Raw genomic sequence first — 26,002 nt, forward strand, 5'->3', positions numbered from 1 at the left:
AAGTTGATGCTTTTTATGGATAAACGATGCCTTTTTTTACCGAGCCTGTATTGGGTACTGAGTTGTGTGGTTAGTCTAACGAGTGTAGGCTGCAGTTCACCGGATTTAACCGTCATTATCACCGCTGATCCCCTGACACCGCCCCAGGCGTCGCTGGTTAGTGTACAAGCCACTAGTGCGACGGAGGCCGAACTAATCCTAAAAATTACCCAGGGCTTGGCGGCCAATGCCTATCAGTTGACCGCTCGACGGGCGGGGGGGCAATCCCTACCCTTACTCGCAGGCGATGCCCAGTCGGTTGGCAATTTTTCGCTGATTCCACTGCGCCTGAGTGGGTTGACTCCTAAGGAAACCTATACGTTCGATATGCGATTTCGGTTTAACAATCAGGATTCTATACAGGCCATTCGGCGCTATAACCACCGGTTCGCTGGCCCCATCTGGCAGCGCCTGGCCCATGCGCCCCTGGATGGGGGTGACTATACCGCTTATCCCGTGGCGGATGAATTTTCAAATTTGACACTGGGCCGGTATGCAGGCCTAAATCAGATGCAGGCCTGGCAATTTTCTTCCCTTTTTAATAAATGGAACCTGGTCAATGTGCCACTTCTGAAAATGCAACCCCGCCGGGGTATCATTCAATTCAACTTGTTTTACTTTGGCGACTTACATTACTTCTACGGGTTAGGGTATGCCATCAATGAACAGGCCTCCGATAAATACTTTTATTATCATGATATGCGGGCAAAAATTGGCACCTATGAGGGGCCGGTGATCCCGGCTTACGAGGGTGAAAATGGAGAAGTAGCCTTTTTTATTACCCGGGACTCGCTGACCAGTACGGACGACGCGTATTTTCTGACCCAGAATGGAAGTCCAGCCATGCGCTCCATTGATGCCAACTTTCCCCAGGTTTCCAGGGCGTCCTTGCCGGAATCGCCTGGCACCCTAGCCACGTTTACGGTCAATAACATCGGGTACGTGGTGAATCAGTATCCGAATCAACCAATTCACCTCTGGGCCTATAATTCCAAAACTGATTCCTGGCAGCGTCGGGCTGATTTTCCGGGCCCAATGCGCAGTCGGGGTGCGGGATTTTCGCTCAGTGGGAAGGGTTATTTCGGCTTGGGTGCCCGGGAGACCTCGAATCAGGGACTACGGGATCTTTGGCAATATGATCCCACGAGTGACCGCTGGCAATACGTGACGGATTATCCAGGACAGGGAAATCGATACCTGGCGGTCGCTACCCTAAAGGAGAAGGTGTATTTAGGCTGGGGCTACGAAAGCCAGGAAACGGCCTCGGGGGTCGTTCGTCAGGTACCCTGCACGGACTGGTGGTCGTTTCAGCCCCGGTAATTTATTCAGCTTTTCTTCGCCAGTCTCATCAGTAGCCATTTACCGAGTTAGGTTATGCGTCATTATCCAAACACCCTGTATCTATTCCTTACCTTACTAGCAGGGCTAAGTGCGTGCGTCGAACCGGTAGCGCTACCTATTCGGCAAACCGAGCGCCGGTTGGTCGTGGATGGGCTCATTACGGATGAAGCACCGCCTTATCTGATTAAGCTTACCTATTCCGGGAACTTGACCAGTTCTCTGCTCATACCCGAAGAATTAGCCATTAACGGGGCTAAGGTGGTGGTAGCGGACGACGCGGGTAAATCGGTTCTACTGGAGCAGGACCCGCTCAATGCTGCCTACTACTGGGTGCGAGACCCCAGCTTCCGGGGCCAGCCGGGTCGATCCTATACGCTATTTGTTACCCTGCCGGACGGAAGCCGCTACCAGTCGGTACCCGAACGGTTAGCGGCCGTAGCACCTTTAGACCAGCTAACGGCGCAATACCATACCCAGTCTAGCATCCTGGGGCAGCCCGATGCGTATCTGATCGGGGTCGATACCCAGGATCCACCGACGCCGGGCAATTTTTACCGCTGGGAGTCGGTCAGTTACCTGCCCCGCTGGACTAAGTATGATCCCCTTCACCCTCCCATCAGTAATGGGCTGTCCTCCTTTTGCTACTGTTCGTGTTGGGTACCCTACTTTGGACCCCTAACCGATGTGTTATCCGATGCGCTGCTGAACGGAAACCGAATCAGTAACCGGATCGTCTTTAGTTCTCCCATCTACGCCGTGGGCAACCAGTACGTCCAGGTCCGTCAGTTTTCCCTCAGCCGGGCTGCCTACCAGTACTGGACGCTCTTTGAGCAACAACGAACCCGAACCGGCTCGCTCTTCGATCCCCAGCCAGCCTCTATTGAAGGGAACGTGCATGCCGTTGATGACACCACTAAATTGGCGTTAGGTTACTTTGGCGCTTCGGCAGTCAGCCAGCAACGGCTCACCATTCCGGGAGATACCATCAACTATAACCGGTTCCTCGTCCGGTATGGAAATGAATTTATTCCCCCTGATCAGGATTGCTTTCAAGCCTTTGGGCAGGCTCAATTAATCCCTCCTGCGGGGTATCCCCCCCGCTAAACGCATTCATGACAAATAGATTATTGGATCGAATGCACATATCAACTATATAGATTAATTCGCAAAAGACTATCCGGCTGTTATTTCCAATTTGTTGTATGAACCAGACTTGTATTCGTATTGCCTTAAGTAATATCCTGCTCCTGATCGTCGCCACAAACGTTTTGGCCCAAACCCGTTTCCATATTGATGGCCAGGTAACCGATGGCGTTACGGGCAAGCCGCTGATGAAAGCATCGGTGTACGACAAAAAACAAGGCGTTGGCACGACGACCGACAGTTTAGGACGCTTTAGTATAAACGTGTTGCCTGGCCCCTATGAGTTAACCTTCTCCGCCGTCGGCTACTACGCACGCAGCCGTTTCCTGGATTTGAGTCGCGCTGGGGTGCATCTTGACGTCATCCTAAACCCGGATACGCGGCAATTGGATGAGGTGAATGTAACGGGCCGAACACCGGATGCCAACGTGTCGGCCACTCAGATGAGTGTTGTCAAACTGGATATGAAAAACCTGCGGAATATTCCGGTCGTCTTCGGCGAGGTCGATATTTTAAAAGCCCTCACCCTGCAACCCGGTGTGAGCACGGTAGGTGAGGGGGCCGGTGGGTTTAACGTGCGGGGGGGGCGCACTGACCAAAATTTAGTACTCTTAGATGGGGCTCCCTTGTTTAATACCAGTCATTTATTAGGCTTGCTGGGTAATCTGAATGCCGATGCTATTCAGGATGTGACGCTTTATAAGGGCGGAATTCCAGCGGCCTATGGGGGTCGGCTCTCTTCGCTGCTGGTCATGAACAGCAAACCTGGAGAAACCGACCGGCTGCACATTTCGGGTGGCATTGGTCTGCTGACCAGTCGGCTGATGCTAAACGGGCCGGTGACGAAGAATAAACGATTGACCTTCCTGGCCGGTGGCCGCATTGCCTATCCGTCGTTTATTCTGGGCTTATTTCCCGCGCCCACTTCCAAAGACCGCGCCTTTTTCTACGATCTAAATGGCCGGTTGACCTACCGCATCAACGAAAACAGCCAGCTATCGGCTACGGTTTACCGGAGCTTTGATACGTTTAAATTTCCCCAGGATACGCTTTATACCACCCAATCGACCTTGGCCACGGCTCACTGGAGCCAGCGGCTAAACGCCTGGTGGTCATTGAACGTAACGGCGACCCAAAGTGACTACCGGTTTTTCTTAAACGGGCTCACCTCGACCAATACCTATCAGTACCGCTCGACTATTCAGCAGCGGGATGCCCGGCTGGATTGGACCTACAGTACCCCTTCGGATGGTCGGAAATCAACCCACCGGCTTGAATTTGGCGGCTCGGTAACGGGCTACCAGTTGCTCCCCGGATCAATTACGCCGACGGGCAATAACTCGAATATTAACGCCTTGACTTTACCCACCGAGCAGGCTCGGGAATGGGCGGGCTACCTCTCAGAGGAATGGACGCCGTTTCGGGTGCTTTCAGTGCAGGTAGGCGTTCGCTATGCACAGTTTAGCACGCTAGGGCCTGGCCAAGCCTATCAGTACGCGGAAGGACAGCCCCGCACCCGCGAAAGCATTACCGACACCCTTCAGTATGGACCGGGTCAATCCGTGGCTCACTACAGCGGCTGGGAGCCACGCCTAACGGTGCGTACGACGCTCTCACCAACTAGTTCGGTCAAAATCAGTTATAACCGGACACGCCAGTATCTCCATTTAATCTCCAATACCACCGCTATTTCGCCGGTCGATTTCTGGAAAGTGAGCGATGCACTGGTACCACCCCAGGTGGCCGATCAACTGGCAATAGGGTATTTTCGAAACATCCAGGAGAACCAGTATGAAACCTCGGTTGAAGTATATTATAAAACGTTAGAAAACCTGGTTGAATACCGCAACGGAGCGACTTTGTTGTTGAACCCTACCCTGGATGCGGACTTATTACGAGGGCAGGGTAGGGCCTATGGCGTAGAAGTTAGCCTACAGAAAACGCGCGGTTTCTTAACGGGACTTATCGCCTACACCTACTCGCGAACGTTGGCCCGGGTACCCAGTCCGTATGCCAGTGTACAAATCAACGGGGGGGACTGGTATGCTTCCACTTTCGATCGGCCGCATAATCTAAGCATTGCCACCCAGTGGAAATGGAGCCGGGGCTGGACATTTGGAACCAATTTTGTCTATACCAGTGGTCGCCCAACAACCTATCCGGATGGGACCTATCGACTTAACGGGGTCAAAGTACTGGACTATTCCCAGCGGAATACGGACCGGATTCCTGATTATCACCGGTTAGATGTTTCGTTCACCAAAGATGGTCGGCGGTCGGCGGATCAGCGGCACTATAGCAACTGGTCTATCTCGCTCTACAATGTATACGCTCACAAAAATCCCTATTCGATTTACTTTCAACGCGTGAATACGACGACCAAAAGCTATCAGCTGTCGGTTTTTGGTACGATCATTCCGTCCCTTAGCTGGAATTTTACGTTTTGACTGTGAAAACAACCTACTCTATACTGTGTTGCAAAATAGAAATTGTACTAAATCACCTGTTTCTGATGGAGGTGATACCAATTCGGTTTTGAACTTGATTACATGTACCACTCAACTGCAGGTACTCGTATTTTAGCCAAACGGTGGTAGTAAGCGTCTCGAAGGAACCAGGGAGTTGATCAGCTTGGAAAGTATCCTTATCAATCTGAATCTGATAGGGAGTACAACAAGTACAATCGCCTAAAGACGACAGATCGATCTTAGTAATTACTGCGGCTACTTCACCTGGCTGGCTACTAGTAACCGGATCCAGTTCATTTTTTTTGCAGCCTGTTAGTGCAGCCCATAGCAGCATCGACAACAGCAGAGTTTTCCGACTTAGCATTTTTTCAGAATGGCCTTTAATGAATCCATTAGGTTGGAGTCACTACTAGTTCCTTGTTGCACAAGTGCGACTAAATAAAGAGATTATGTTAATATGTGAGTTAAACTACCTTCTACCCACTCTTTAAAGGATTCGACAGATCCATTATTTGTTGAGCTGGTAAGCTAAGCCTACTTGCCAATTCTGATTCATTAAATAATAATAATAATCACGTTTATAATAAGCCGTCAAGCCTTTGAAATAACTAGCTGTTAATCCTACTCGATTAAACTGATAACTAGCACGACCCATTAAGCCAAATTCAAGCCTACGATTGGCATCAAACAGGACTTGAGTATCCGAGCCACGGGTTAATTTGTTCACTAATAAATTCAATTGAGGACCAATCAAAAAATGTAAATTCTTAACAGGTTTGACGCCAACCATTGGCGTTAGACTCAAGTAGCTGTAGGTATTGATAAATTCTGGACTAAGAGGTGAAGTTCGGTTTATGGAGCCTTTTTGCTGATAGGTAAGTTCTAATTGACTAGTAATTAAAGTTGATATCTGATGTTCGTAAGTTAACCCCATGTAAAAGCCCGGTTTTGGATCAAAATCCGGTAGACCAAACAGTGCAGTACTAGTTCGGGTAAGTTTAGAAGTAGCGTACAAGTAACCTGCTTGAAAACTGAATCGATTTATGGATTGGGCTAGCGCAGGCATAGTACTAATCCATACACTGATTAAAAAAGATGCGATTGATTTCATACATGTCTCGTATTCAAGAAGCTAAGAGCAATTGTACGCATGACCCGTTCGTCAATAGTATGGTTGGAACCGTGCTTTATTTACCTGGGCAAGTGAAGATTATGTAAACCCTATTGGTAGTATACTATCGGTTTAAGGAAAATTCGAGTACACCAAATTATTCCGCTGAAAATGGGCGATTGTTGTGGCTATTTCATCATCCCTAATGTCATTTACGCGCTGTCCATCACAATGAAAAAGATACAGGGCAATACCCCCATTTCCCATCATCATGTCAACGATGAAAACAGGTTGGTCCCGGAAGCTTTCCAGGTAAATTTTACCCAGGTAATTGCCTTTGTACGCCATCGTTGCTTTATCTTCATCGGCTTTCGCAATTAGGTCTTTTAGCCAGGGGAGTTCTTTAGCGGGATCGTCAACTCCGCAACTTGTGGAATAGGGTTCAGGCGTTGTTTGTTTTTCGCATTGGAGCGCTAGACCGATCAGGGCGGTGAAAATAAACAGTTTGGTCATGGGGTAGGGAATTTAGGTTGCCTAGTATGACAGACCCTCACAAGCAAACAAACGTTGTACAGGTTACGTACAAAATCCTTAAATGAAAAGAACATACCGGACTGCCCAAACCAAGCCAATTCTGTCCACTTTTGGCTGAGGCTATACAACTTATTTGGTTTGACTCAAGAACGGTTATTCCGAGCGAAGGCTCTTTACGGGATTCAGTAGGGCCGCCCGAATACTCTGGACACTCACCGTTAGGAAGGCAATCCCCAAAGCCAGCAGACTTGTGACCGCAAAGACCCAGACCGACAACTCAATTCGGTACGCAAAATCCTGCAACCACCGCTGCAACATAAACCAGGCGAGTGGACTGGCTAATAACAGGGCGATCAGTACCAGTTTCAGGAAATCTTTGGCTAACAACAGCACCAGATGAGAAAGACTTGCGCCCAGTACTTTGCGTACGCCGATTTCCTTGGTCCGTCGTTTGGCCGTGAACGTGGCCAAACCAAACAAGCCCATACAACAGATGAAAATGGCTAAGCAGGCCGCTACTGAAAACGTCTGAAGTAGTCGTTGCTCGGCCAGGTATTGTTGACCAAAGGCGTTATCTAAATAGGAATAGTTTAACGAATAGGCCGGAAATAGCTTTTCCCAGACCGTGGTCAGATACGTAACGGCTACCGCCGGACTCTGCCCGGCATAGCGAAAGGCGACTACCCTGTAAACGGGCATCTGATTCATGACGACGGGGTGGATCGTTTCTTGTAAGCTGTGCTGATGATAATTCCTGATCACACCGATCACCTTGCCATTGACGCCCGAAACGGCTAACTTCTTCCCGAGTGCCTGTTGAGAACTTGACCAGCCAAAGGCTTTTACGCTCATTTCGTTGATGAGAAATGATTCCGTTTCGTCGGCCTTATTGTCGGCTGAAAAATTGCGCCCCGCTGCAACGCGCAGTTGTAAAGTGGGTAGGTATGCAGCATCTACGGGAATGTGTTCTACCAGAACCCCTTTACCCGCTTGATTGCCATCCCCCGTGGCGAACTGGCCCGTCCAGCCGCTTTGTCCCGGTACGGCGTTGCAGGCGGTTGCCTCTGTAATGTGAGGGGACTTGATCAATTCATTGCGCAACGATGCCGCTAATTCATTCCGGCTTCGGGCCGCTACCTCCTTGAGGTCAACCAGAATCACCTTATGCTGATCAAAGCCCAAGGGTTGCTTTCGCATAAACTGGATCTGCTGCCAGGCCACGATGGTGGCACTAATCAGAAAGACAGCGACTGTAAACTGACCGACTACCAACGCTTTGCGAAGTACCGCTCCTTGAGTAGAATGGGCAAAAAAACCGCGTAGTACCGTAATCGGCTCATAGCGCGTTAAAACCCAGGCGGGATAGAAGCCCGTCAGGGGAATGAGTAGCGCCAGAAAACCGGTTAGCAGTCCGGCCGTAAGGGGCGAAAAAAGGGCGCTATAGGAAATAGCTTTACCGGTAAAGGCATTAAACGTAGGAAGGCCCAGTAGGATCAGTAAAATACCGCCAGCTGTGGCTAACAGACAGATCAAAGCCGCTTCGGTTAGAAACTGGCCAACCAACTGCGCTTTCGCTACACCCAATACTTTTTTGACACCTACTTCCTTGGCTCGCTGAGTAGCCTGGGCGGTGGTCAGGTTAATGACATTCAGACTGGCGATGAGTAGCATGAACAAACCAATGGCGCTAAATAGATACAGGGATTGGGCACTCCCCACAGGACCGTTTTCGGTCGGCATACCTGAGTGCAGATAGATATCGGTCACGGGCCGGAGTTGAAGCGTACTACTCATACCCGTCTCCCGGCTCATGGCCTGCCCCCGCTGACTGACTAAATCCTTAATCTTGTTGGCAAACGCCCCCGGATTCGTCCCCGATTTAAGCAACACGTAATTGACGACATTCAGATCAAACCAACCCGACGCATATTCATAGGTCATATCTTCCGGATACAGGGAATGTAGGGAAGCCAGTGAGCGAACCATGCTAAAGCGGAGATGAGCGTGGGTGGGCAGGTTTTTGAATATGCCCGTTACCCGGTGCGGTAAGGTATCATTGACCATGAGGATTTGGCCCATTCCCCTCCCTTTACCAAAATATTTTTCTTCGGCCTGTGGGCTCAAAATCACACTGAAGGGATCTTTCAGTGCGGTTTGGGGATTGCCTTCCGCTAACTCGTAGCCCAGCACCGACAGGAAATGTTCATCCGCCATCAGGCCCGTCTCCTGCCCGTACATCCCTTTAAGTTTAAGTTGGGGATTCCAGCCTTTTACGTACGTAAGCTGCTCAACTTCGGGGTAATCCGACTGGAGTGTTTTACCCACCGGCCAGCCCACCGATGGTAATTGCCGCTGGGAGCCATCGCGAGCGGTGGTGATGCTTTCCAGTCGGAAAACCCGGTTGGCGTTGGGTAAAAACCGGTCGTAACGCAATTCGTCCAGCACCCATACGCTCACAAAAAAACTACAGCTAATACCAATGGCCAGCCCCAACATATTGATCCCCGAAACCAGTTTATGCTTTCGAATAGAACGCCAGGCGATTTTGAGATACGTACGAATCATAGCTGCTTTCGTTAAGGGTCAATGATTAATGGAATTAGTGATAACGCAAAGTGCCATTTCTTACAGTTGGTTTCGGGAAAAGGCGTAGGACCAGGCTTCCAGGTTGTCCGGTCAATACTCATTTACCGTCTAACCAGTTAACGGGTTCCACACCCGGTGCGTCACCGCACACATTCGCGAACAAACCACCGAAGCGTACAATGAACCGGCCGTAGTTGATTGTATCGCTCGGAATGATTAACCGGCGACGGCTCACGGCCGATGCGCCAAAATAACCCAGCGCCAGCTTGGTGGTGTCGCTCTGCAAGCGGACATTGCCTTCAATACTAGCGGGTTGCGGGTCGAAGAGCGAGCCCGTACGGGTTCGCTGCTGCTCAAAGAGCGTCCAATATTGATACGCTGCTTGCGTGAGTGAGTACTGTTGCACTTCAACGTACCGACGCCCCAAGGTATAAACGGGTAGCGTTAGTACGGGACGGCGGCTGATGCGGTTTCCATTGACCAGCGCGTCAGAGCCTACATCGGTTAGGGGACCATAGACTGCCCCAAACGTGGTATTCAGGGTGACACCCGCAAACGTAGTTGGAACGCCCCCTGCCCAGCAGGGTACATACGCATAAGCGGACCAGCGGTAATAATTGCCTGGCGTGGGGGGATCCTGAGTGTCCAGCAAAACGGTATATGTGTCGGGGGAAGGGGGGCCTGCGGGTGCGCGTTGATAGGCAGCATCCAGTCGGTCGATGGGCGGTACATCGGGTATTCGTTCGGGCTTCGAAACGAAGGTACGGCCGTCCTCCAGTTTCACCCGTAATATGTAGCTACGGCCTGGTTGTCCCCGAAAGGTGCTGTCGCGCAGGTAATAATAGGCAGGCGTGAGCGGATCGGGCTTTAGCCGAACCGTACGTCCCTGATCATCGCTTACGGTTACCACCGCTCCGTTGACCGTTAACCCTTCGGGCAGCTGGCTGAGCGAACTGAACTGCCCAGTAAAGGTGAGCTTAACGGCGTAGGGGGGTGGATCCGTGGTTATCAATCCTTCCACCACTAAACGCGGCTCGATCTGTCGTATAGGGAGGTTAATCTCTTCAACGCAGCTTAGTAGCCCAAGTAAGAAACTAAGCGCTATCCCCTGGTATAGCGTTGTTTTTCTTGTTGCTTTCATAACGACCTAGGGTTTAAACTCCCAAAAATCCGTGCAGCCCACCTGCCGTGCTCCCCCTGAGGGTGTCGGTTGGTTTTCGTAACCCCAGCCCAGGTAGGCTCGATCGCCTGCACTGTTGGTCATCACATACTGATGGCCTTGGCCCGGATAATCCGTCACGTATTGCCAGCGGTCGGTTGTGGGATCATACTGCCACAGATCGCGCAGACCCCGTTCCTCTTCACCCGTCGCACCTAAGCCAAAATAGCCTTGGTTACCCGCAGAAAAACCTACGCCCCGGCTACGGGACGCACCGGGAAAATCGGCCCGGCGACTCCACTGATCGGTCGTGGGATTATAGGCATAGAGGTGAGGGGGTCGCCCTTCAATCTGATTGACGACATTGCCGATACCGTTTACCAGGAAGGTTGCCAGGGTGCCCGGTGCTTCGGGAAAATCGGGGCCTCTATACTGCTCCCAGTTACCCCGACGTATACATAAAGCTGGTGGCCCTAATTGGGTGAGCAAAAATGCACGATCGGAGGTAGTAAAGAACGCAATCTCGCCATCGCCGCCAGCATCCTTGATCTCCTTAACCCCCTGATTGTCTTTCACGAACAGGGTATTTTTATAAAGACGATGATTTTGATCCAGTGCATTGTATAAAAAACCCAAGCCGTTAAAAACGTATGAAACATCCGTCGATGTTTGAAGTTGAAAGCGAATCAGGCCATGCCGGGGAACGTAAGCTGGTACTAAATCGGGAACACTACTGGTTAGCCATTGGTCACGGGATCGATCATAAAGCAAGGCTTGCCACTGCTCGTCGGTGACGTAGCGAACAGCGGATATATAGTCAGTACCACTCTGTTTACTAATCAGTAGACTTCCTGTAAAATCACCCTCGTCCGTATCCAGGTGAGATAGCCGACGCCAATAAGCCGGAAGTGTATGTACGTAGGTCCGCTCGGCACTCAATGTATCCCGGCCATTATAAACAAATTGAAGGGTGAAGCGGTAGGTTTGTCCACTGACCAAACCTGCCGCTTGACAGGTTGTTAAGGTGAACGTTACGAGTGATTGTTTGCTACCGGGGGTTAAGGTGATTGGCCCACCTGAGGTCGTTTCAGCCGCTACCTGCCAGCCCTGGTCGGCCAACCCGGCAGTTGATTTAACAATCACTTCCGCTGTAGAAACGCCTGTCGCTCGTACCGATACCAGGGATGCCTTACTGGCAGCTTGTGAGGCTGGTATATAAATCGTGGGGCTGGGTTCTATGGTTTTGCAACCAGCAACGAGTATTGATCCGAGCAAAAACAGGGGCCATAGCCAGGTATACCCTTGCCGAATGCGTATACATTTCCTAAGCATTTTGCAATCTACAAAGGATAAGTAAAACTTTTTACTGCTATCCCGGAGGAAAGTTAAGCCAACTGATAGCTGCTGTCGATGAATTTTCAACACTGCAAAGCTACATCGATCAATCGCGTAAAATCACATCAGAGTAGATAGGTAAGACGCCCCCTAAAGTAACGATAAGCGTAATCAATAAGCCAATAAGTTAGCTAACTTTCGGGGGGTTGACTGACTCGTTCTTATGCTCCGAAACTACCTTACAATAGCCTTCCGAAATCTACGGTCACAGCGGCTGTTTAGCTGCTCAATGTACTGGGCCTAACCGTTGGACTGACAGGCGGACTGTTGATTTTTCTGTTTCTCCGCTACCACCTCAGTGCGGACCGGTATCAGTACAATCAATTACTGAGTGGAAGTCTGAGCTATTATTTTAAATAAAACACTTACTTTTTGATAATGCTGATTTGTGTACTAATTAGATAAAGTTCTCACTAAGAAATAGCAGTTCCTCGTTATTTTCCCGTAACATAAAGTTAGTGGTTGTTGCAAAAGTCCATTAGCCAGGTCTTTAAGCGATCTGACCTGCCAATTTAGGTTCGAGGACTACCCGTCATCTCGAAATAATGCATGGAGCTGCTAATTCATTTGCATCAAAATACTGTGTACTACTTTGGACTAGAACGTTTGATCATGTACTCCATCCCGTCTCCTCTACCTTCATTCAAAACGAGGGTATCCCTAGGATGGTAAGTTAAGAATTGTAACTACATCCTTGAACAGCTTAACAACTTTCAACAGAGCTCTTTTATAATTCAATCTAAAAGTAAGTTTATTTGTATTTTTGCTTAATGGGTTGTAACAGTCACGGTGATTATATAACATGAAAGTTAATATCTATCTCATGAAAGCTACGCTGCTTATTTCACTAGTCGCCCTAACTACGTTTAGCCAATCGGCATGGGCGCAGACTTCCTTCCGCTGGGGCATAACGGCTGGCCTCAATAACAGCGTACTCCATCATACGTATCTACCTCCCAACAACAGAGTAACTTCTCTGTGGGGATACAATGCTGGCCTAAGTTTTAGCCATGACCTGACAAAAACGCTGAGTCTAGCCTACGACCTGAACTTTACTCGTCAAGGGGAAATTAGTACGTCAACCAGTCCATTAGGTTTGGGAAGCTATCAAATTATTATCTTAGCTGACTATGTGAGTTTACCCCTTATGTTATGCTATCGACCCGGTGGCGGACGACTATGGATTGGGGCAGGGCCTCAGCTTGGATTTCTACTAAGGGGAAAAGTATATGACCCCCAGGAAGGGAAAGCCGATGCAATGTATTGGGATTTACAGCAAGCCAATCGATTCGATATGGGGCTAACAGCGGGTCTGGGCTACCAAATAAGTAGGCATCTACTCCTTACCAGCCGGTACTATTTAAGCTTACGGCCCGTTTTTTCGCCTGGTGCAAATGTAAGATCAGAAGATATTCAGAAGATTTATAATCGAAGCGGGTCGCTCAACCTAGTTTATTACTTTTAGCAGCTTAACGTAATTCTAGTGGCAGTTGTAAAAGTCAGTACTACGAGTAAAAGACCGTTGAAAATTGTGTTAGGGTCAACATAACGTTAGATTATAAAACAGAATTAAATTGATTAATTGGTTACTCATATACTGAGTCAGAGCCTTAGGCGTTACCAAGAAAATGAAAACTTTTCGGATGAAAACTAGCCTATATCTCCCCTTCTAGCCTTTTTGATAAGCCTTCAGTTTCACCAGTCTTAGGGTAAACTGTATAAGTGGTACAATGCTTTCACTTGGAATCATAAATGACTGTATATACTAGCTTTACAGGATACTCGAAGAATGTAATCAAGTAAATAGCATCAATATTGATTCTGAACAAGCCTTGATTGTATCTTCACGGCGATGTATTTCAATTAACTCACGGCATTGTTGATAGAAGTTGTTATACCCATCAAGACAGTATTCAATGTAAATACTATTGATTTCCCGCTCAGCTAACGCCCCTTCATCGGGGCTGATATCACTAACAAGTACATCAAATCCTTCATCTAAGCGCCTTCGTAAATCAGCAAATTTGCGGGTAAACGCTAGTAATTCCCTGTACTGTTCTATTGTTTCTGGAAGAGATGTATGTAGGCCGGAATGAAAATGATAATGAAGCTCTGAGAAAGGGTTGTAAACCAGACTTTCATCATCAACCCATTTTTTGTGTTCATCAATATAGGGTTGAAAATTACCGAGTATAAAGTCAGAACATTCCTTGTATAGCTCTGTAAGGTTGTCAAAAAGTACTTGTGCTTGCTTTGCGCTTTTTATAAAGAAAACAAATTCCTCAGCCATTATTACTGAAGGGTATCCCGGCATGTTATAACAAGAATTCATAACAATGTCTTCCTCCAGAATAGCTTGATCAAGTAACTCTTTAATAAGCTTAATATTCATTGGGGCCATAACTTTCATTTTGATCGTCCTCTGATGCTTTCGTCTCTAAGCTCAACTGCGTACCCTAACATTGGATATTAAAAATAGGCATCTCTTTAAACACTTTCACAAGAGATGCCTATTAACATTGCTTGACCATACCAAAGAATATCTCTATTTCGGAAAAATTACCCTTACTACAAGGCAATTAATTAAAGGATCTTACCTGAGCGTGATTGCAAGGATTCATAATGACGAGTTAAGAAGTGGTAGACAATCATCTCATGCCTTCGATTCTGACCCGCGAACAGGCGATTTAAAGCCATGTGTAGTATAGCTTCGACAAATTGATCATAACCTTTAATAGAGTCTGTCATTTTAAAATATGTCTGAATAGAGACTACTGCGGATTGAATAGTTCTACTGCGTTCCTTTACTAGCTGAATGTGGGTTACTGAGTGAGTGAAAAAAGAGGTACGATACTCCCGATACAAATCATTCAATTTCCGTTTCAGCTCTTTAGTACCTGACTGTTCGTGAAAGAAAGCTTGCTGTAGCCGATGCGTAAGCCTTACTTTATCAGAAAGGGAATAATTAAAGTCGGTAAGCAGTGTATCAATACTTAGCAGAGCCAGTGCATAACGGTCTGCTTCCAGTTGGGTTTCAGTTTGAGTAAGCCAGTTTATAACCAATTGACTGTCGGCACAAAATATAGCCTCACTGAACTCAATTAGATCAGGCTCATACCGCTCAAGTTCTCGCTGATAGGTGTCTAGCTGTATCCGGTTAACTAATCCTGATTCAACATAAGGCAGGAACGCTTTGTGAGCTAACTCAAGCAACTTACCGTCTTTCTTAGGTACGGTCTTAAAACGGATACGAAGATGATTTTCCGGGTCGGCATACCGAACAAAGAATACATTCGTACACCATCCTTTTTTTAAAGCCTGCTGGATGAGGGGTTGTAATACAGTCGCCAAGAACTGATCGGAGACTTGTTCATGAAGATATACTTTGAAATACAACCAATCTTGGCCAGGGGGGAAACTGCGTTGAATACTGGTTTCTTTCGGCTTACTTGGTTCAACTGAGTGAGTGTATTCCCTCACTAGTGACTGTTGACTAGCGACAGTTTTTAACGGGATAACTAACTCAGAGTTATATTGCTTATTGTCATGACTCAGCCAGGGTTGATAGAACTCACCAAGCCATTCCTTCAGTAATATCTTCCCCTGCTTTGTAACCTCCTCTACAAGTACTCTCTGGGCCGGTTCAAACTCAAGATCAAGCAGTAGTTTATTATCGCCCTCTACCAGTTGCACATAACGAGGTAAGCTATAGAGCTTACGCAAACTAGCTGCTGTTAGTACCTGATTAGATGGTATAGATTCTTTTCTAATTGTCCATTGTGCAGGGCTAATAACTAGATTTTGATAAACTAGACGAGGTAGAGAAGGCAATTGGCTTAATGTTTTCCATGACCAACCAAACGGGTAATTCTCGGCCAGATGCACATAGACTAAAAATTGATAAACTTCATCTCCAAGTGCAGGATTATGTGCGCTGCTTAGTTGAGGTCGTACCCGTTGGTATGTTTTTTTACTACGTAGAATGACTTGACCAGCATCCGTAACCGAAACTAGTAGGTCAGATAACGAAATTGTTTGCTCACTTGAAACGCCTTCAGGTGTAAGATATGGAATTTCGTAAGGGCGTAAAACGGGTCTACTAACAACATTCCCTGCTCGTCGTGGGCTGACCGGCCAATGAACAATTTCCGCTAGTATGTCTTCTGAGTATTGCGTTTGCTCCCAGGCACACATGGTTTCAACGGCTCCTCTAAGATTTTCATCACCATGACAGAACCGGCCAAAAAAGAAAGCTGAGGAACCACCTGATGTAGAATTTAAGACAAAGCGCCATCCGTCGGGATAAGCAGATGTAACCGGCTCAGTACTATGCGCTGGATTATTGGTTGATGCCCGCGGCTCAAATAGTTCTCCGTGTACGTACCAAGAAGGGGGCGTAGCCACTCGCAAATGTGGCTGGTCCTTCAATACTGTATTAATGTCATTCTGTGTTATGACTACCTCTTTGCGCCCATCCAATAAGAAACGGCTATAAAGTATTTCTCGCAAATGATCTATAGGATCTGTTCCCATACCAGTATCCGAGGTAGAAGCAAAAGGTAAATCGGCTAAAATAGGGTGACTCGACAAGGTATCATTTGTAAATCCAATCCCAACCTCAGGGTCTAGAACGGTCAGTAAATCAACTTCCTGTTTATCAAATCGTTCTTTAAAACGCGCACAAAAGTCCTGTAATGGTGAGTTGTGTTTAAAAAGCAACAGCGGCAATACCTGATTGAATTGATTTGCAATTTGAAAAATAGTCGGTTTATCTAGCTGCAATCGCGTAGGACGAAGAAATAAGTCCGTTTGAACTAGTGAATCAGACTGATTAACAGGTAAGTCTACCTGGCTTAGTGCTTGCTGTAATAGGCGTTGTGCTTGAAAGAGTTTTTCTTTATCAATTGGTGACTGCCCTAAATTGGTTTGTACAGCTTGAAGCACTGTAGTAACAGGTAGCTTGAAAGGCAAGCTCTTAAGCTGATCTAACAGATACGTACACATATCCAGACCAGTAATAGGTATCGACAGATTACTAATTAGAAACTGATCGTCAATTAGCGCATTTATATACTCAGCAACCTCCTCCTGAAGATCACTTCCGTACAGATTTGTTAATGTCGCATAGTTCAATTGTCCTTTCTGACGAAGCCGTTCAACCAGCTTTCTTAGATCGGGCGTACTAGTTATAGACGATAAAACGATTTTAGATTTGAGGGGTGTCCCGCTTCGTTCAGAAAACCTAAACTGGTCTATTACCTCATATAAACTATTATTAAGCCTGTAATGAAGCCCGGAACGAACAGCTTTGTCCTGGGCTAACGTATGACTTACTGCTGCAAGCGTAGCAGAATCCGGTCGGCTTGCCGTTTGCCACGAATGACTGTCAAAATCAAGTTGTCTTTTAGAACCAATCGTTCCGACACCCAAACCAGCAAAGAGACCATAGGGTGTAGCTCGGCCATACGAACGGAATACGTACCGCCATAAGGCATCAGCTAAAGAGGGTTCTAGTTCTCCTGTTTTGCTTTTTTCGGTTTGCCAAGTGGCATGTAGGCTAGGAGAAGCTAGAAATAGAGCTTCTTCAAACCAATGCTGTTCAAGTAAGGATTGTAATAGAGCGGTATAACTTCCCGGTGAATCTTTTGCATGACTGTCGATCTGGTTAATAAGATCGTTTATTGGCCGGTATGGTAGTCTGACGACAAAAAAGGAATGATGATCGAACGAAGACTTCATTTGAAAATAGTATCAGAAAGAAAACACCCCGCTCAAGTTAATGAGCGGGGTGTTTCCCAAGAGATAAGTTAATACAGCTATGTTACTAGTTACCTACTGTTGATACAATTGTCCCACCTGTTCCACCACAATCCACTGTACTACGAGAGTTCTGATTAGTGGTTGGCGCTGTCATTCTTGACTTTACAGTTTGCTTGGTGTAGGTCTTGAAACGATTTGAGGTCCTCATGCTCATAGTTGGTTTTGTTTACCTACAAAAAAGCGAATAAAGTCCCCAAAAAGCAATAACGACCGTTAAATAAAGACCGTCATGTCTATTGTCGTACCCGATACGACTTTACCTGTAGGCTTTGTGTTACCCTTCTGACGGTCAGAAATTTGTCTTTTGCAGACTTGAAAGCGGTTTTTTGTCTTAGTCTCTTTCATAGTATATTTTTTCTGGCAAGATGCGAACTATTTAAATTCTACATCAGGAAAAGTTGGTGAATAGGTTAACAAAGTTGGTGAGGGGGTGAATACTGCCATTGGGTGGGTGAATTTCAGCTTAAATAGCTAAGAGCCAATCTTATTTGAAACCTTTATCGATCAGGGTCTGCCGTACAGCGTCTCGAAATGTAGTACCAATTGGTAGTTCATCGCCCGTAAAAAGCTTTATCGTGTTAGACGTAAATACATTGATCTGATCGATACGAACGATATACTTCCGATTGATGCGCAAGAAGTCTTGTTGAGGTAGTTTATTTTCCATCTGAGACACCGTTACTTTAGAAAGCAAGGTCTTAGCGGGTTGTCCTTTTAAATGTATCTTGACATAATTGTCTAAGGATTCAATAAAATTTATCGTGTCAAGCGGTAGGTTAACATAGTTGCGATCAACCCGTACTGTAAGTACTTTCTGATCTAACCGTATATCGTTATTCTCTCCAGAATTACTATTTACCTGCTTCCAGCGGGTATGCTCAAGACGCTCCTCGACCCGTTGAATGGCGAGACTAAATCTATCTGGGAAAATAGGTTTCTCTAAAAAATCAACTACTGCATGTTCGTAGCCTTTCAACGCGTATTCCCTGTAAGCCGATGTGATTATGACTAAAGGCGTTGGTTTGGGTAATAAGTCCAAAAACTCGAAGCCGCTTAACCGGGGCATCCGAATATCAAGTAGCAGTAATTCAGGGTTTAACTCTTGACACTTTACTAGAGCTTGTTTTCCATTATTGGCCGTTCCTAGTAGTTCAAGAATAGGGGTACGCTCCACGTGTTCAATTAATAAGTCTTGCGCTAAAGGCTCGTCGTCAATAATCAGACAACTAATTTTGGAACTCATATGAAAGGGAGTGTTTTAAAGGAATAGTCAATAAGACTTTATATTCTTGCGGGCTTTCCTGAATCGTAAGCTTGTAGTCATTGGGATTAAACAGAAGATCCAAGCGATCACGAGCATTCTTTAAGCCGATACCTCCAACCCGACCTTCTGATTCATTTTCTTTAGCCAAACTGTTAGCAATTGCTATGTGTAGGGTTTGGCTAGACTCCTCTATTGATAAATCTATCTCAACCCACCCTTCTTCAAAACTATTGTGTAGACCATGCTTAAACGCATTCTCAATGAAGGTTACAAGTAAGAGAGGGGGAACTAAGAAATGTTGAGCATTACCCGATTGGTTGAAACGAATTCGGTCAGGGTTAAAATGTCGTGTCTTCTCTATTTCGACATAGTTTTTAAGGAACTGTAATTCACCATCTAAGGGTACAAACTCCTTGTCTGTATCATACAAGGTATAGTGTAGTAGTTCAGATAGTTTTCTTAATAAACTAGCTGCTTCCTGATTTGTGCGCTGGATTAAAGCCAATAATGAATTAAAGACATTGAATAGGAAATGTGGGTTAATTTGGGACTGTAGGAGTTGAAGTTGATTCCGCATCAACGTTTGATTCTGTTCCTTTTGTCTAACGATTTCTTCTTGTTGCTTAACGATCTCTCCCTTTTGTTTTACACTCTCTACGCCCCAAGAAATAGCTTCCCGAATGATGCGCAAAAGAAGCGGTAACATCAGATAAGATACATTATAAGCCCAAAGAAAGCTTAGAACGGTATAGCCCGTTAAAACTCCTATTGGACCAGCAGCTAGTAAAACGTCATTGTTGCGCTTCATGTAGGCTGGTGCTGGTAAGTAATGCGAGGTGGCGTAGGTAAATAAATAGTAGTCGTATATATTGAACGCAACGAAAATCGCAATGCTAGAAACAGCGACAAAAAGTAGCCTTCGCCATATAACCCGATTAGTGGCGCGGTAGTTAACAAGCAGTTTCATCAACGAAGGAACGACGAGGTAACCATATGTGTAAAAAAGGATAATTGTTGTCCCTAAGTGGGTTGAGTACATCAACCAGAATAGGCCAGGGTCAGGTGGCAACTTTGGGTCAACCCTAAGTACTCGGTTAAGGGCTATGTAAGCCTCAAATGAGTCAAATGCCCAAAAAAGAATGTGTAAGCTAATTCGACCTGGGGTGATTTTCCGGGGCGGCAGATTAAACAGTGATTCGTCACCATTCCAATTTTGTTTGGTAACTTCGGAGTTCAATTTGGGCATAATTTGAATGGGTAAAGAAACGGCAAATAGGTCGATGACACGCTGGTACTGCTACTTTTCCTTATTTTTATTGGGTTTACTTTCCGTCTGCTCGGCTCAGGTAACTAGTCCAACTAACACGGCTCAAGTTAAGGAAACTTATTCAGTGTCGGGGATAGTACAATCAATGCAGGGCCAACGAATTGTAGCAGCTCTAGTAACTGTTTTAAGACAGGATTCGAGCTATGTAAAAACAACGCTCACCGATTCGACGGGACGTTATGTACTCAGGAATCTAGTTGATAGTTTATATGTAATCCAAGTGTCACATCTTGGGCAAAAAAAGGCGAATCGTTCGGTGAGCTTATCTGATTCGCTTCAAAATGCTACTCTGAACTTCACCTTGGAACCTGCTGCAATTAAATTAAACGAGGTTTCGGTTAGAGAGAAACGGCCTATTTTTGACGTACTCAGCGACCGAATTGTTCTTAATATAGAATCGAATCCAGTCTTTGCGGGCGGTAATGCGCTCGATGCCCTTAGCTTGGCTCCACGAGTAACGGTTGACCCAATTACCAAATCTGCCGGAATTGACGGAAAGTCAGGTTTGATCGTTTATCAGAATGGCCGGCAATTGTATAAGTCAGCCGATGAGGTAATCACGTACCTACAAAACCTGCCCTCTAACTCGATCTCCCGAATTGAAATTCTGACTAACCCACCGGCTCAGTATGATGCTGGCAGTAGCGGGGTCATCTTGATCTTCACAAAGGGGCTTGACTTAAACGGCTTTAACGGTGAGTTGAGCCTTACCGCTGGTGTAGGGCGCTATTTCAAAAGTAATGCTTCTCTAAGCTTGTCACTCCAGACTAAGAAAATTCAGGGTTCATTTTTGTATGCGCCTAACTACCGACCTACCTACTTTAGTTGGCGATCAGAACAGCAACTTACCGATGTACGCCAAAGTGAACAAGGCTTTTCGCGTAGTCAAGAGTTTAATAGAATCGACTATGTTAATCACTTATTACGAACTAGCTGGAATTGGAACATTGCAAAGTCTGCTTCAATCGGTACGGTTATACAGGCATCACAAACCGCTGAAACGGATAACCCTACATCATCTATCCAATATCAGTTAGCTTCCAAGAATTCTTCCGTAACACAAGTTGACGCTGTTACTCAACTCAAATCGACTATTTCAAATTTTGCCCTCAACCTGAATGCGAGAAAGGAATTTAGCAATCCTCAAACCAATTTGTCAGCAGATATAGATTTTGCTCAGTACAACAATAACTCACTTTCATCAGCCACTTTTACTCAAAACCTACCTGCCTTTCGAGCTGCTGAATATGTACGTGTTAAGTATCCCAACATAGTAAAGATAAAAACGGCTAAGATTGATTTTTCGACACCTTTTCTCACAAAGGGCCAATTTCAATCAGGAGTAAAATACAGTTCAATTACTATGAGTAATCTGCCAACTACCGAACAGTATTCACCGTCATTCTCTCAGTTAGAACCTTTGCTATCAAAATCGTATCGGTATCAAGAACAAACATCTTCAGCTTATAGCAATTTTAACTACGTCTGGGCGCATTGGTCTTTACAAGCTGGTTTAAGGCTTGAACACACCTACTACCGTGGTCAGTCTGGACCTTCAACCGTAATTAGCCGGGATTATACGAATCTATTCCCTTCATTGAACCTTCAATACACAACAGTTAAGAAGTACCAATACAGTGCATCGTTCAATCGTCGCATAATTCGTCCGGCTTTCGATTTGTTAAATCCGGCCTATATTTTTTATGATCCTTTAACCCTCTATTCGGGCAACCCACTACTACTGCCCCAGCTCACAACAACGGTCCAGGCTACCTATTTAACCCCCAAACGGATGAATTTAACAGTAGTGTATAGCTACAGTAAGAACCGTATTGCGGAGATTATTTATCGAATTGACTCAAGTTCAGCAACAACTCTTAACTATAAAATCAACTTTGATTGGGAAAAACGAATTGCGGCAACGTATTCTGTCCCTATTGAGATAACTCCTAGCTGGCAACTACTGGCATCTGTAACCGGGGCCAACTCTGAGTTTTACTCTACGTTCAAAGATGTGCCGATCTCGACCAGACAATCAACGGCTATCTTCCGGTTGAGTAACACGATTAAGGGTAAAATCTGGTCTGCTAATGTCAACCTCACCTACCGTACCAGAGCGGTTGTTGGTTACATGCTATATGACCCGATATGGTTTTTAGACTTGGGCGTTCAACGCCCACTTGGGCCAAGAGCAACCATTAAATTAGCGGCATCAGATATTTTTCATACGTTGATAATTACCAATTATGGCAACTATCTGAATACAAATATTATCTTCCATCACAAATACGAAAGTCAACGTGTATTGCTTACCTACGCCTATCGCTTTGGGAACTCCAAAGCTAAAACGCTTAAAGAGCGGTCATTTGGCTCAGATACAGAGCAGGAAAGGCTAGGGGGTGATAATAAAAATTAATCTTAAACCAACACTTGTAATCTGCCTGCACACTGGTTAGCTATATGAATAAAAAGCACTGGTTTCTATTATTCTTTTTGACGCACAGTTATTTATCAAGTTTGGCTCAAACGCCCGTTTTTATCTCTGATAGCTTACAGGCCTATATAAAAAGAGGCATGGCAGACTGGCAAATACCAGGCATGGCCGTTGCGATTGTCAAAGATGGTGAAGTAATTGTCAGTAAAGGCTTTGGCGTATTAGAGGTAGGCAAAGACAGCAGGGTAGATGAAAACACCCTGTTTTTCATTGCCTCAAATACTAAATTATTTACAGCTACAGACTTCGCCCTTTTAGATGAACGTAAAAAGCTTTCCTTAGACGATAAGGTCATTAAGTATCTTCCTGACTTCCGGTTAGCGGATGCGTCTACTACTCAACTGGTCACTATCAGGGATTTGCTATCCCATCGTATAGGGACAAAAAATTTTCAGGGAGATTTCATGTTTTGGGATACCGATTTAACGCGTAAGGACGTATTGAATCGAATGCGTTTGTTAGCAGCACCAAATCAATTTCGTCAGGATTTCGGCTATTCAAACCAGGGATACGTAGTAGCCTCTGAGATTATCCCTAAAATTAGCGGCATGAACTGGGAAACCTTTACCGAAAGCTCACTATTGAAACCCTTGGGCATGAATCGAACATTCATGCTCTCGGCGGGAGCCGATAAGCGTTCTAATATAGCCTTGCCCTATACTACCTGCTGTAGTGCAGACAGTAAACTCACAAAATTGCCCTTCGACAATCTCGACAATTTAGGACCCGCTACCGGTATGCTATCTAGCGTCAGTGATCTGTCCCGCTGGATGATCATGCAGCTTGATAGTGGTCGCTTTGACGGGAAACGTATTCTTCCTTGGGCCGTGTTAGAAAAAACACGTGTTGTCAATACACTTGCCAGCACGGACAAAATGAAGGCGTTCCCACTTTCTTATCAATTTTATTGCTTAGGTACTGGCCTTTTTGACTACGCGGGATACTACGTCTATGCCCATGCGGGAGCCTGTTCCGGTTTTAAAAGCACAACAACGTTAGTTCCGGAAAAAAATTTAGGCATTGTCGTCCTGACCAATCAAGACAATAGTAACTTTCATGAAGCACTACGTTTTCAAATTCTCGATGCTTATCTGAACGTGCCTTATACCAACCGTCACAGTTATTATTTGAACCGTGCCAAAAGCAAAGATCAAAAGAGCAGAGATGAAATTAAGGGGTTAACTCAACGTGTTGAAAAGAAATTAAAACCTAAAATTCCCTTACTGGCTTACTGCGGGACATACAGAAATGAGTTGTACGGTACGTTGTCAGTTGCACTCGATACGGTAAAGGGAAGATCAGGGCTGACCATTCATTTTGAACACCATCAAAGCCTTATTGCTCAACTAGACTACATGGATGGGGAAGAATTTAGGTTAACGTTTTCCAATCCAAGATTTGGAATTTTTCCGGTGTCGTTTACAAAGGCTAACAATCAAGTAGAAAGTCTGGAAATTAAGGGGACTGATTTCGTTGACCACGATTCATACGAGTTCAAAAAAATGAATGAGTAAGTAAATTATGACTTATTTATAAATCTCTGAACTAATTCTTACAGGCTACATCTAGACCACCTTTTGGTGCTGTGATTTCATTCTGGGGCTAATCTGCGTCTGCTTGGTTGGATCAACTCTTAAAGGCATCACTACCAACCTAATTTTGTTATATTTTATCAATAATCAGTCCTAAATTGATTTCATCGTGGCCCTTTGCATAATTGTAGCACCCGGCAGCCCGCATGAATCCTCAAACTAGTGTAATAAGCCTTATTGTCTATATTAGAGACGTCATGAAGTAAGCCAGCTAACTGTTTAACAAAACTGGATTTTGTTAAACTTTTCTCGTAGCTTATCAAAAATGAGATTATACAACAGGTCGTATGCCTTTAGGTTTGTGCCATGATATTATTCGAAGGTTGGCTTTCGTAATCCAGCTACCTTCGATGACTCACAAATGTGAGTAGCCCTACTGCTTCGGCAGGCCCCACAGAGTTGCCTTAAACCGTATGCCAGGTAAGACCTATCCGTAGATCTAAGCCTCTGTGGACTTGCAATAGTATAGTGGAGATTTTTTAGGCGGCCATTGAGGAAGTGTAAAAATAAGATTCTTGCTGACTGGGCGTGCGATAATTCAATACCGAATGTTTCCGTCGGCGATTGTACCAACCCTCGATATACTCGAAGGTTGCTAACCGGGCTGCTGCCCGCGTCGCAAAATAAGTATGGTTGACCATCTCGCACTTGAGGGTCTTAAAAAAACTCTCGGCAACCGCATTATCCCAACAATTTCCTTTTCGGCTCATACTTTGCTCAACCGGTAAGTGCTTTAGTTCATCCTTAAATTCAGTGCAGGCATATTGGATGCCACGGTCTGAATGAAACAGAAGCTGATCATCTATTACTCGGTTTTTGAAGGCCATACGTAAGGCTGCTACACTCGTATCCACCGCTTTCATACTATCGCTCAAGGCCCAACCAACCACTTTTCGGTCGGCCAGATCCAAAATCACGGTTAGATAGAGCCAACCCTGACCAGTGGCGATATAAGTGAGGTCTGACACCCACTTTTGCCCTGGTTTATCGGCCGTAAACTCCCTATTTAGCAGGTTTTTAGCCACTGGGTAATTATGATTTGATTCCGTAGTCTGCACCCGATACTTTTTATACATGATGCTACGAATACCTGCCTTATGCATGAGTCTGGCAATGCGGTTACGGGAGGCTTTCACTCCCTGCTCGCGGAGTTCATCCGCAATCCGGGGACTGCCGTAGCGCGATTGGCTTTGGGTATGCACTTGTCGGATGCGGTTGATCAACTTATCTTGATTCAGTTGCCTCTTCCCAATCGGATGTTTACGCCAATAGTAATAACCACTACTGCTCACATTCAGCACTTTACACATCTTCTCAACGGGAAATTCGTTGGTATGTTCCTTTATAAATCGGAATACCTCCCGTCGCCCTTGGAGAAGATGCTGACCGCCTTTTTTAATATATCGCGTTCCATCTGAGCTTCTCGAAGCTCCCGTTGCAACCTCCTGATCTGTTGCTGTTCATCAGTAAGTGCGGTATTGGCAGGCAACGGTTGATCGTTTTTTTTTGGCCGTTGCCTCCATTTACTGATTCGTCCCGGATCGATGTCCAATTCGCGGGCGGCCTCTTGAATTGATCCTTTTACATACGATAACTCGACGGCCATTTCTTTAAATGCTATGTCAAACACACGTCGTTTAACCATGGTCAAATTGAAGTTTGTCCCCAAATCTGCTCCAAAAAAAGTCTCCAGTCAAATGTAGCAAGTCCACTGTGGGGTTCCGTGAAC

At 45.7% G+C, this 26,002-nt stretch carries 17 protein-coding genes and 1 pseudogene; 7 read left to right on the forward strand and 11 right to left on the reverse strand.

The window, feature by feature from the left end; all coding sequences use genetic code 11:
- Positions 1 to 15 precede the first annotated feature (15 nt).
- The 3 genes from CWM47_RS21390 to CWM47_RS21400 all read left to right on the forward strand — a co-directional run bounded on the left by CWM47_RS21390 (position 16) and on the right by CWM47_RS21400 (position 4,970).
- Positions 16 to 1,359, forward strand: a complete 1,344-nt coding sequence (locus tag CWM47_RS21390; protein WP_157816030.1) for a Kelch repeat-containing protein — start codon at positions 16 to 18, stop codon at positions 1,357 to 1,359.
- A gap of 54 nt (positions 1,360 to 1,413) precedes the next feature.
- Complete coding sequence (locus CWM47_RS21395; protein ID WP_100990230.1) at positions 1,414 to 2,484, forward strand: DUF4249 domain-containing protein; 1,071 nt, start codon at positions 1,414 to 1,416, stop codon at positions 2,482 to 2,484.
- A gap of 98 nt (positions 2,485 to 2,582) precedes the next feature.
- Positions 2,583 to 4,970, forward strand: a complete 2,388-nt coding sequence (locus tag CWM47_RS21400) for a TonB-dependent receptor (protein ID WP_100990231.1) — start codon at positions 2,583 to 2,585, stop codon at positions 4,968 to 4,970.
- Between the two features lie 529 nt (positions 4,971 to 5,499).
- Here the strand turns inward: CWM47_RS21400 and CWM47_RS21410 are convergent.
- From CWM47_RS21410 to CWM47_RS21430, 5 genes are all read right to left on the reverse strand, one after another.
- Positions 5,500 to 6,102, reverse strand: coding sequence for an outer membrane beta-barrel protein (locus tag CWM47_RS21410; protein WP_100990233.1), 603 nt, complete (start codon positions 6,100 to 6,102; stop codon positions 5,500 to 5,502).
- A gap of 132 nt (positions 6,103 to 6,234) precedes the next feature.
- A complete protein-coding gene (locus tag CWM47_RS21415) occupies positions 6,235 to 6,615 on the reverse strand; it encodes a hypothetical protein (RefSeq protein WP_100990234.1) in 381 nt (126 codons plus the stop codon).
- A 174-nt stretch (positions 6,616 to 6,789) separates the two neighbouring features.
- Positions 6,790 to 9,201: an FtsX-like permease family protein gene (locus CWM47_RS21420; protein ID WP_100990235.1), complete on the reverse strand. Its 2,412-nt coding sequence runs from the start codon at positions 9,199 to 9,201 to the stop codon at positions 6,790 to 6,792.
- Between the two features lie 118 nt (positions 9,202 to 9,319).
- Complete coding sequence (locus CWM47_RS21425; RefSeq protein ID WP_100990236.1) at positions 9,320 to 10,363, reverse strand: DUF4249 domain-containing protein; 1,044 nt, start codon at positions 10,361 to 10,363, stop codon at positions 9,320 to 9,322.
- A 6-nt stretch (positions 10,364 to 10,369) separates the two neighbouring features.
- Positions 10,370 to 11,713, reverse strand: coding sequence for a Kelch repeat-containing protein (locus CWM47_RS21430; protein ID WP_100990237.1), 1,344 nt, complete (start codon positions 11,711 to 11,713; stop codon positions 10,370 to 10,372).
- Between the two features lie 886 nt (positions 11,714 to 12,599).
- Here CWM47_RS21430 and CWM47_RS21435 point away from each other — a divergent pair.
- On the forward strand, positions 12,600 to 13,241 hold the full coding sequence (locus CWM47_RS21435) for a porin family protein (RefSeq protein ID WP_157816031.1): 642 nt from the start codon (positions 12,600 to 12,602) through the stop codon (positions 13,239 to 13,241).
- A 330-nt stretch (positions 13,242 to 13,571) separates the two neighbouring features.
- On the opposite strand, the gene CWM47_RS21440 is transcribed toward CWM47_RS21435, so the two are convergent.
- The 4 genes from CWM47_RS21440 to CWM47_RS21455 all read right to left on the reverse strand — a co-directional run bounded on the left by CWM47_RS21440 (position 13,572) and on the right by CWM47_RS21455 (position 19,827).
- Complete coding sequence (locus tag CWM47_RS21440; RefSeq protein WP_100990239.1) at positions 13,572 to 14,186, reverse strand: hypothetical protein; 615 nt, start codon at positions 14,184 to 14,186, stop codon at positions 13,572 to 13,574.
- A gap of 173 nt (positions 14,187 to 14,359) precedes the next feature.
- Positions 14,360 to 17,515 (reverse strand): lantibiotic dehydratase, encoded by a 3,156-nt coding sequence (locus CWM47_RS21445; protein ID WP_100990240.1) that lies wholly within the window; start codon positions 17,513 to 17,515, stop codon positions 14,360 to 14,362.
- A gap of 565 nt (positions 17,516 to 18,080) precedes the next feature.
- Complete coding sequence (locus tag CWM47_RS21450) at positions 18,081 to 18,839, reverse strand: LytR/AlgR family response regulator transcription factor (RefSeq protein ID WP_100990241.1); 759 nt, start codon at positions 18,837 to 18,839, stop codon at positions 18,081 to 18,083.
- Entirely contained in the window at positions 18,823 to 19,827 is a 1,005-nt protein-coding gene (locus tag CWM47_RS21455; protein WP_157816032.1) for a sensor histidine kinase, read from the reverse strand. Before CWM47_RS21455 ends, CWM47_RS21450 begins: the two co-directional genes overlap by 17 nt.
- Positions 19,828 to 20,140: 313 nt before the next feature.
- Between CWM47_RS21455 and CWM47_RS40320 the strand changes: the two are divergent.
- From CWM47_RS40320 to CWM47_RS21465, 3 genes and pseudogenes are all read left to right on the forward strand, one after another.
- Positions 20,141 to 20,515, forward strand: a pseudogene (locus CWM47_RS40320) (carboxypeptidase-like regulatory domain-containing protein); the annotation flags it as partial.
- Positions 20,516 to 20,842: 327 nt separating this feature from the next.
- The gene (locus tag CWM47_RS21460; RefSeq protein WP_240625383.1) at positions 20,843 to 22,603 is read left to right on the forward strand and encodes an outer membrane beta-barrel family protein; all 1,761 of its coding nucleotides are present in this window, start codon (positions 20,843 to 20,845) and stop codon (positions 22,601 to 22,603) included.
- A gap of 44 nt (positions 22,604 to 22,647) precedes the next feature.
- Entirely contained in the window at positions 22,648 to 24,195 is a 1,548-nt protein-coding gene (locus CWM47_RS21465) for a serine hydrolase (protein WP_100990244.1), read from the forward strand.
- Positions 24,196 to 24,752: 557 nt separating this feature from the next.
- On the opposite strand, the gene CWM47_RS21470 is transcribed toward CWM47_RS21465, so the two are convergent.
- Both CWM47_RS21470 and CWM47_RS21475 read right to left on the reverse strand, forming a co-directional pair.
- A complete protein-coding gene (locus CWM47_RS21470) occupies positions 24,753 to 25,673 on the reverse strand; it encodes an IS3 family transposase (protein WP_157816232.1) in 921 nt (306 codons plus the stop codon).
- Positions 25,616 to 25,918: a transposase gene (locus CWM47_RS21475; RefSeq protein WP_100990246.1), complete on the reverse strand. Its 303-nt coding sequence runs from the start codon at positions 25,916 to 25,918 to the stop codon at positions 25,616 to 25,618. Before CWM47_RS21475 ends, CWM47_RS21470 begins: the two co-directional genes overlap by 58 nt.
- Positions 25,919 to 26,002: the final 84 nt, after the last annotated feature.

The sequence above is a fragment of the Spirosoma pollinicola genome (assembly GCF_002831565.1).
Taxonomy (GTDB): Bacteria; Bacteroidota; Bacteroidia; order Cytophagales; family Spirosomataceae; genus Spirosoma; species Spirosoma pollinicola.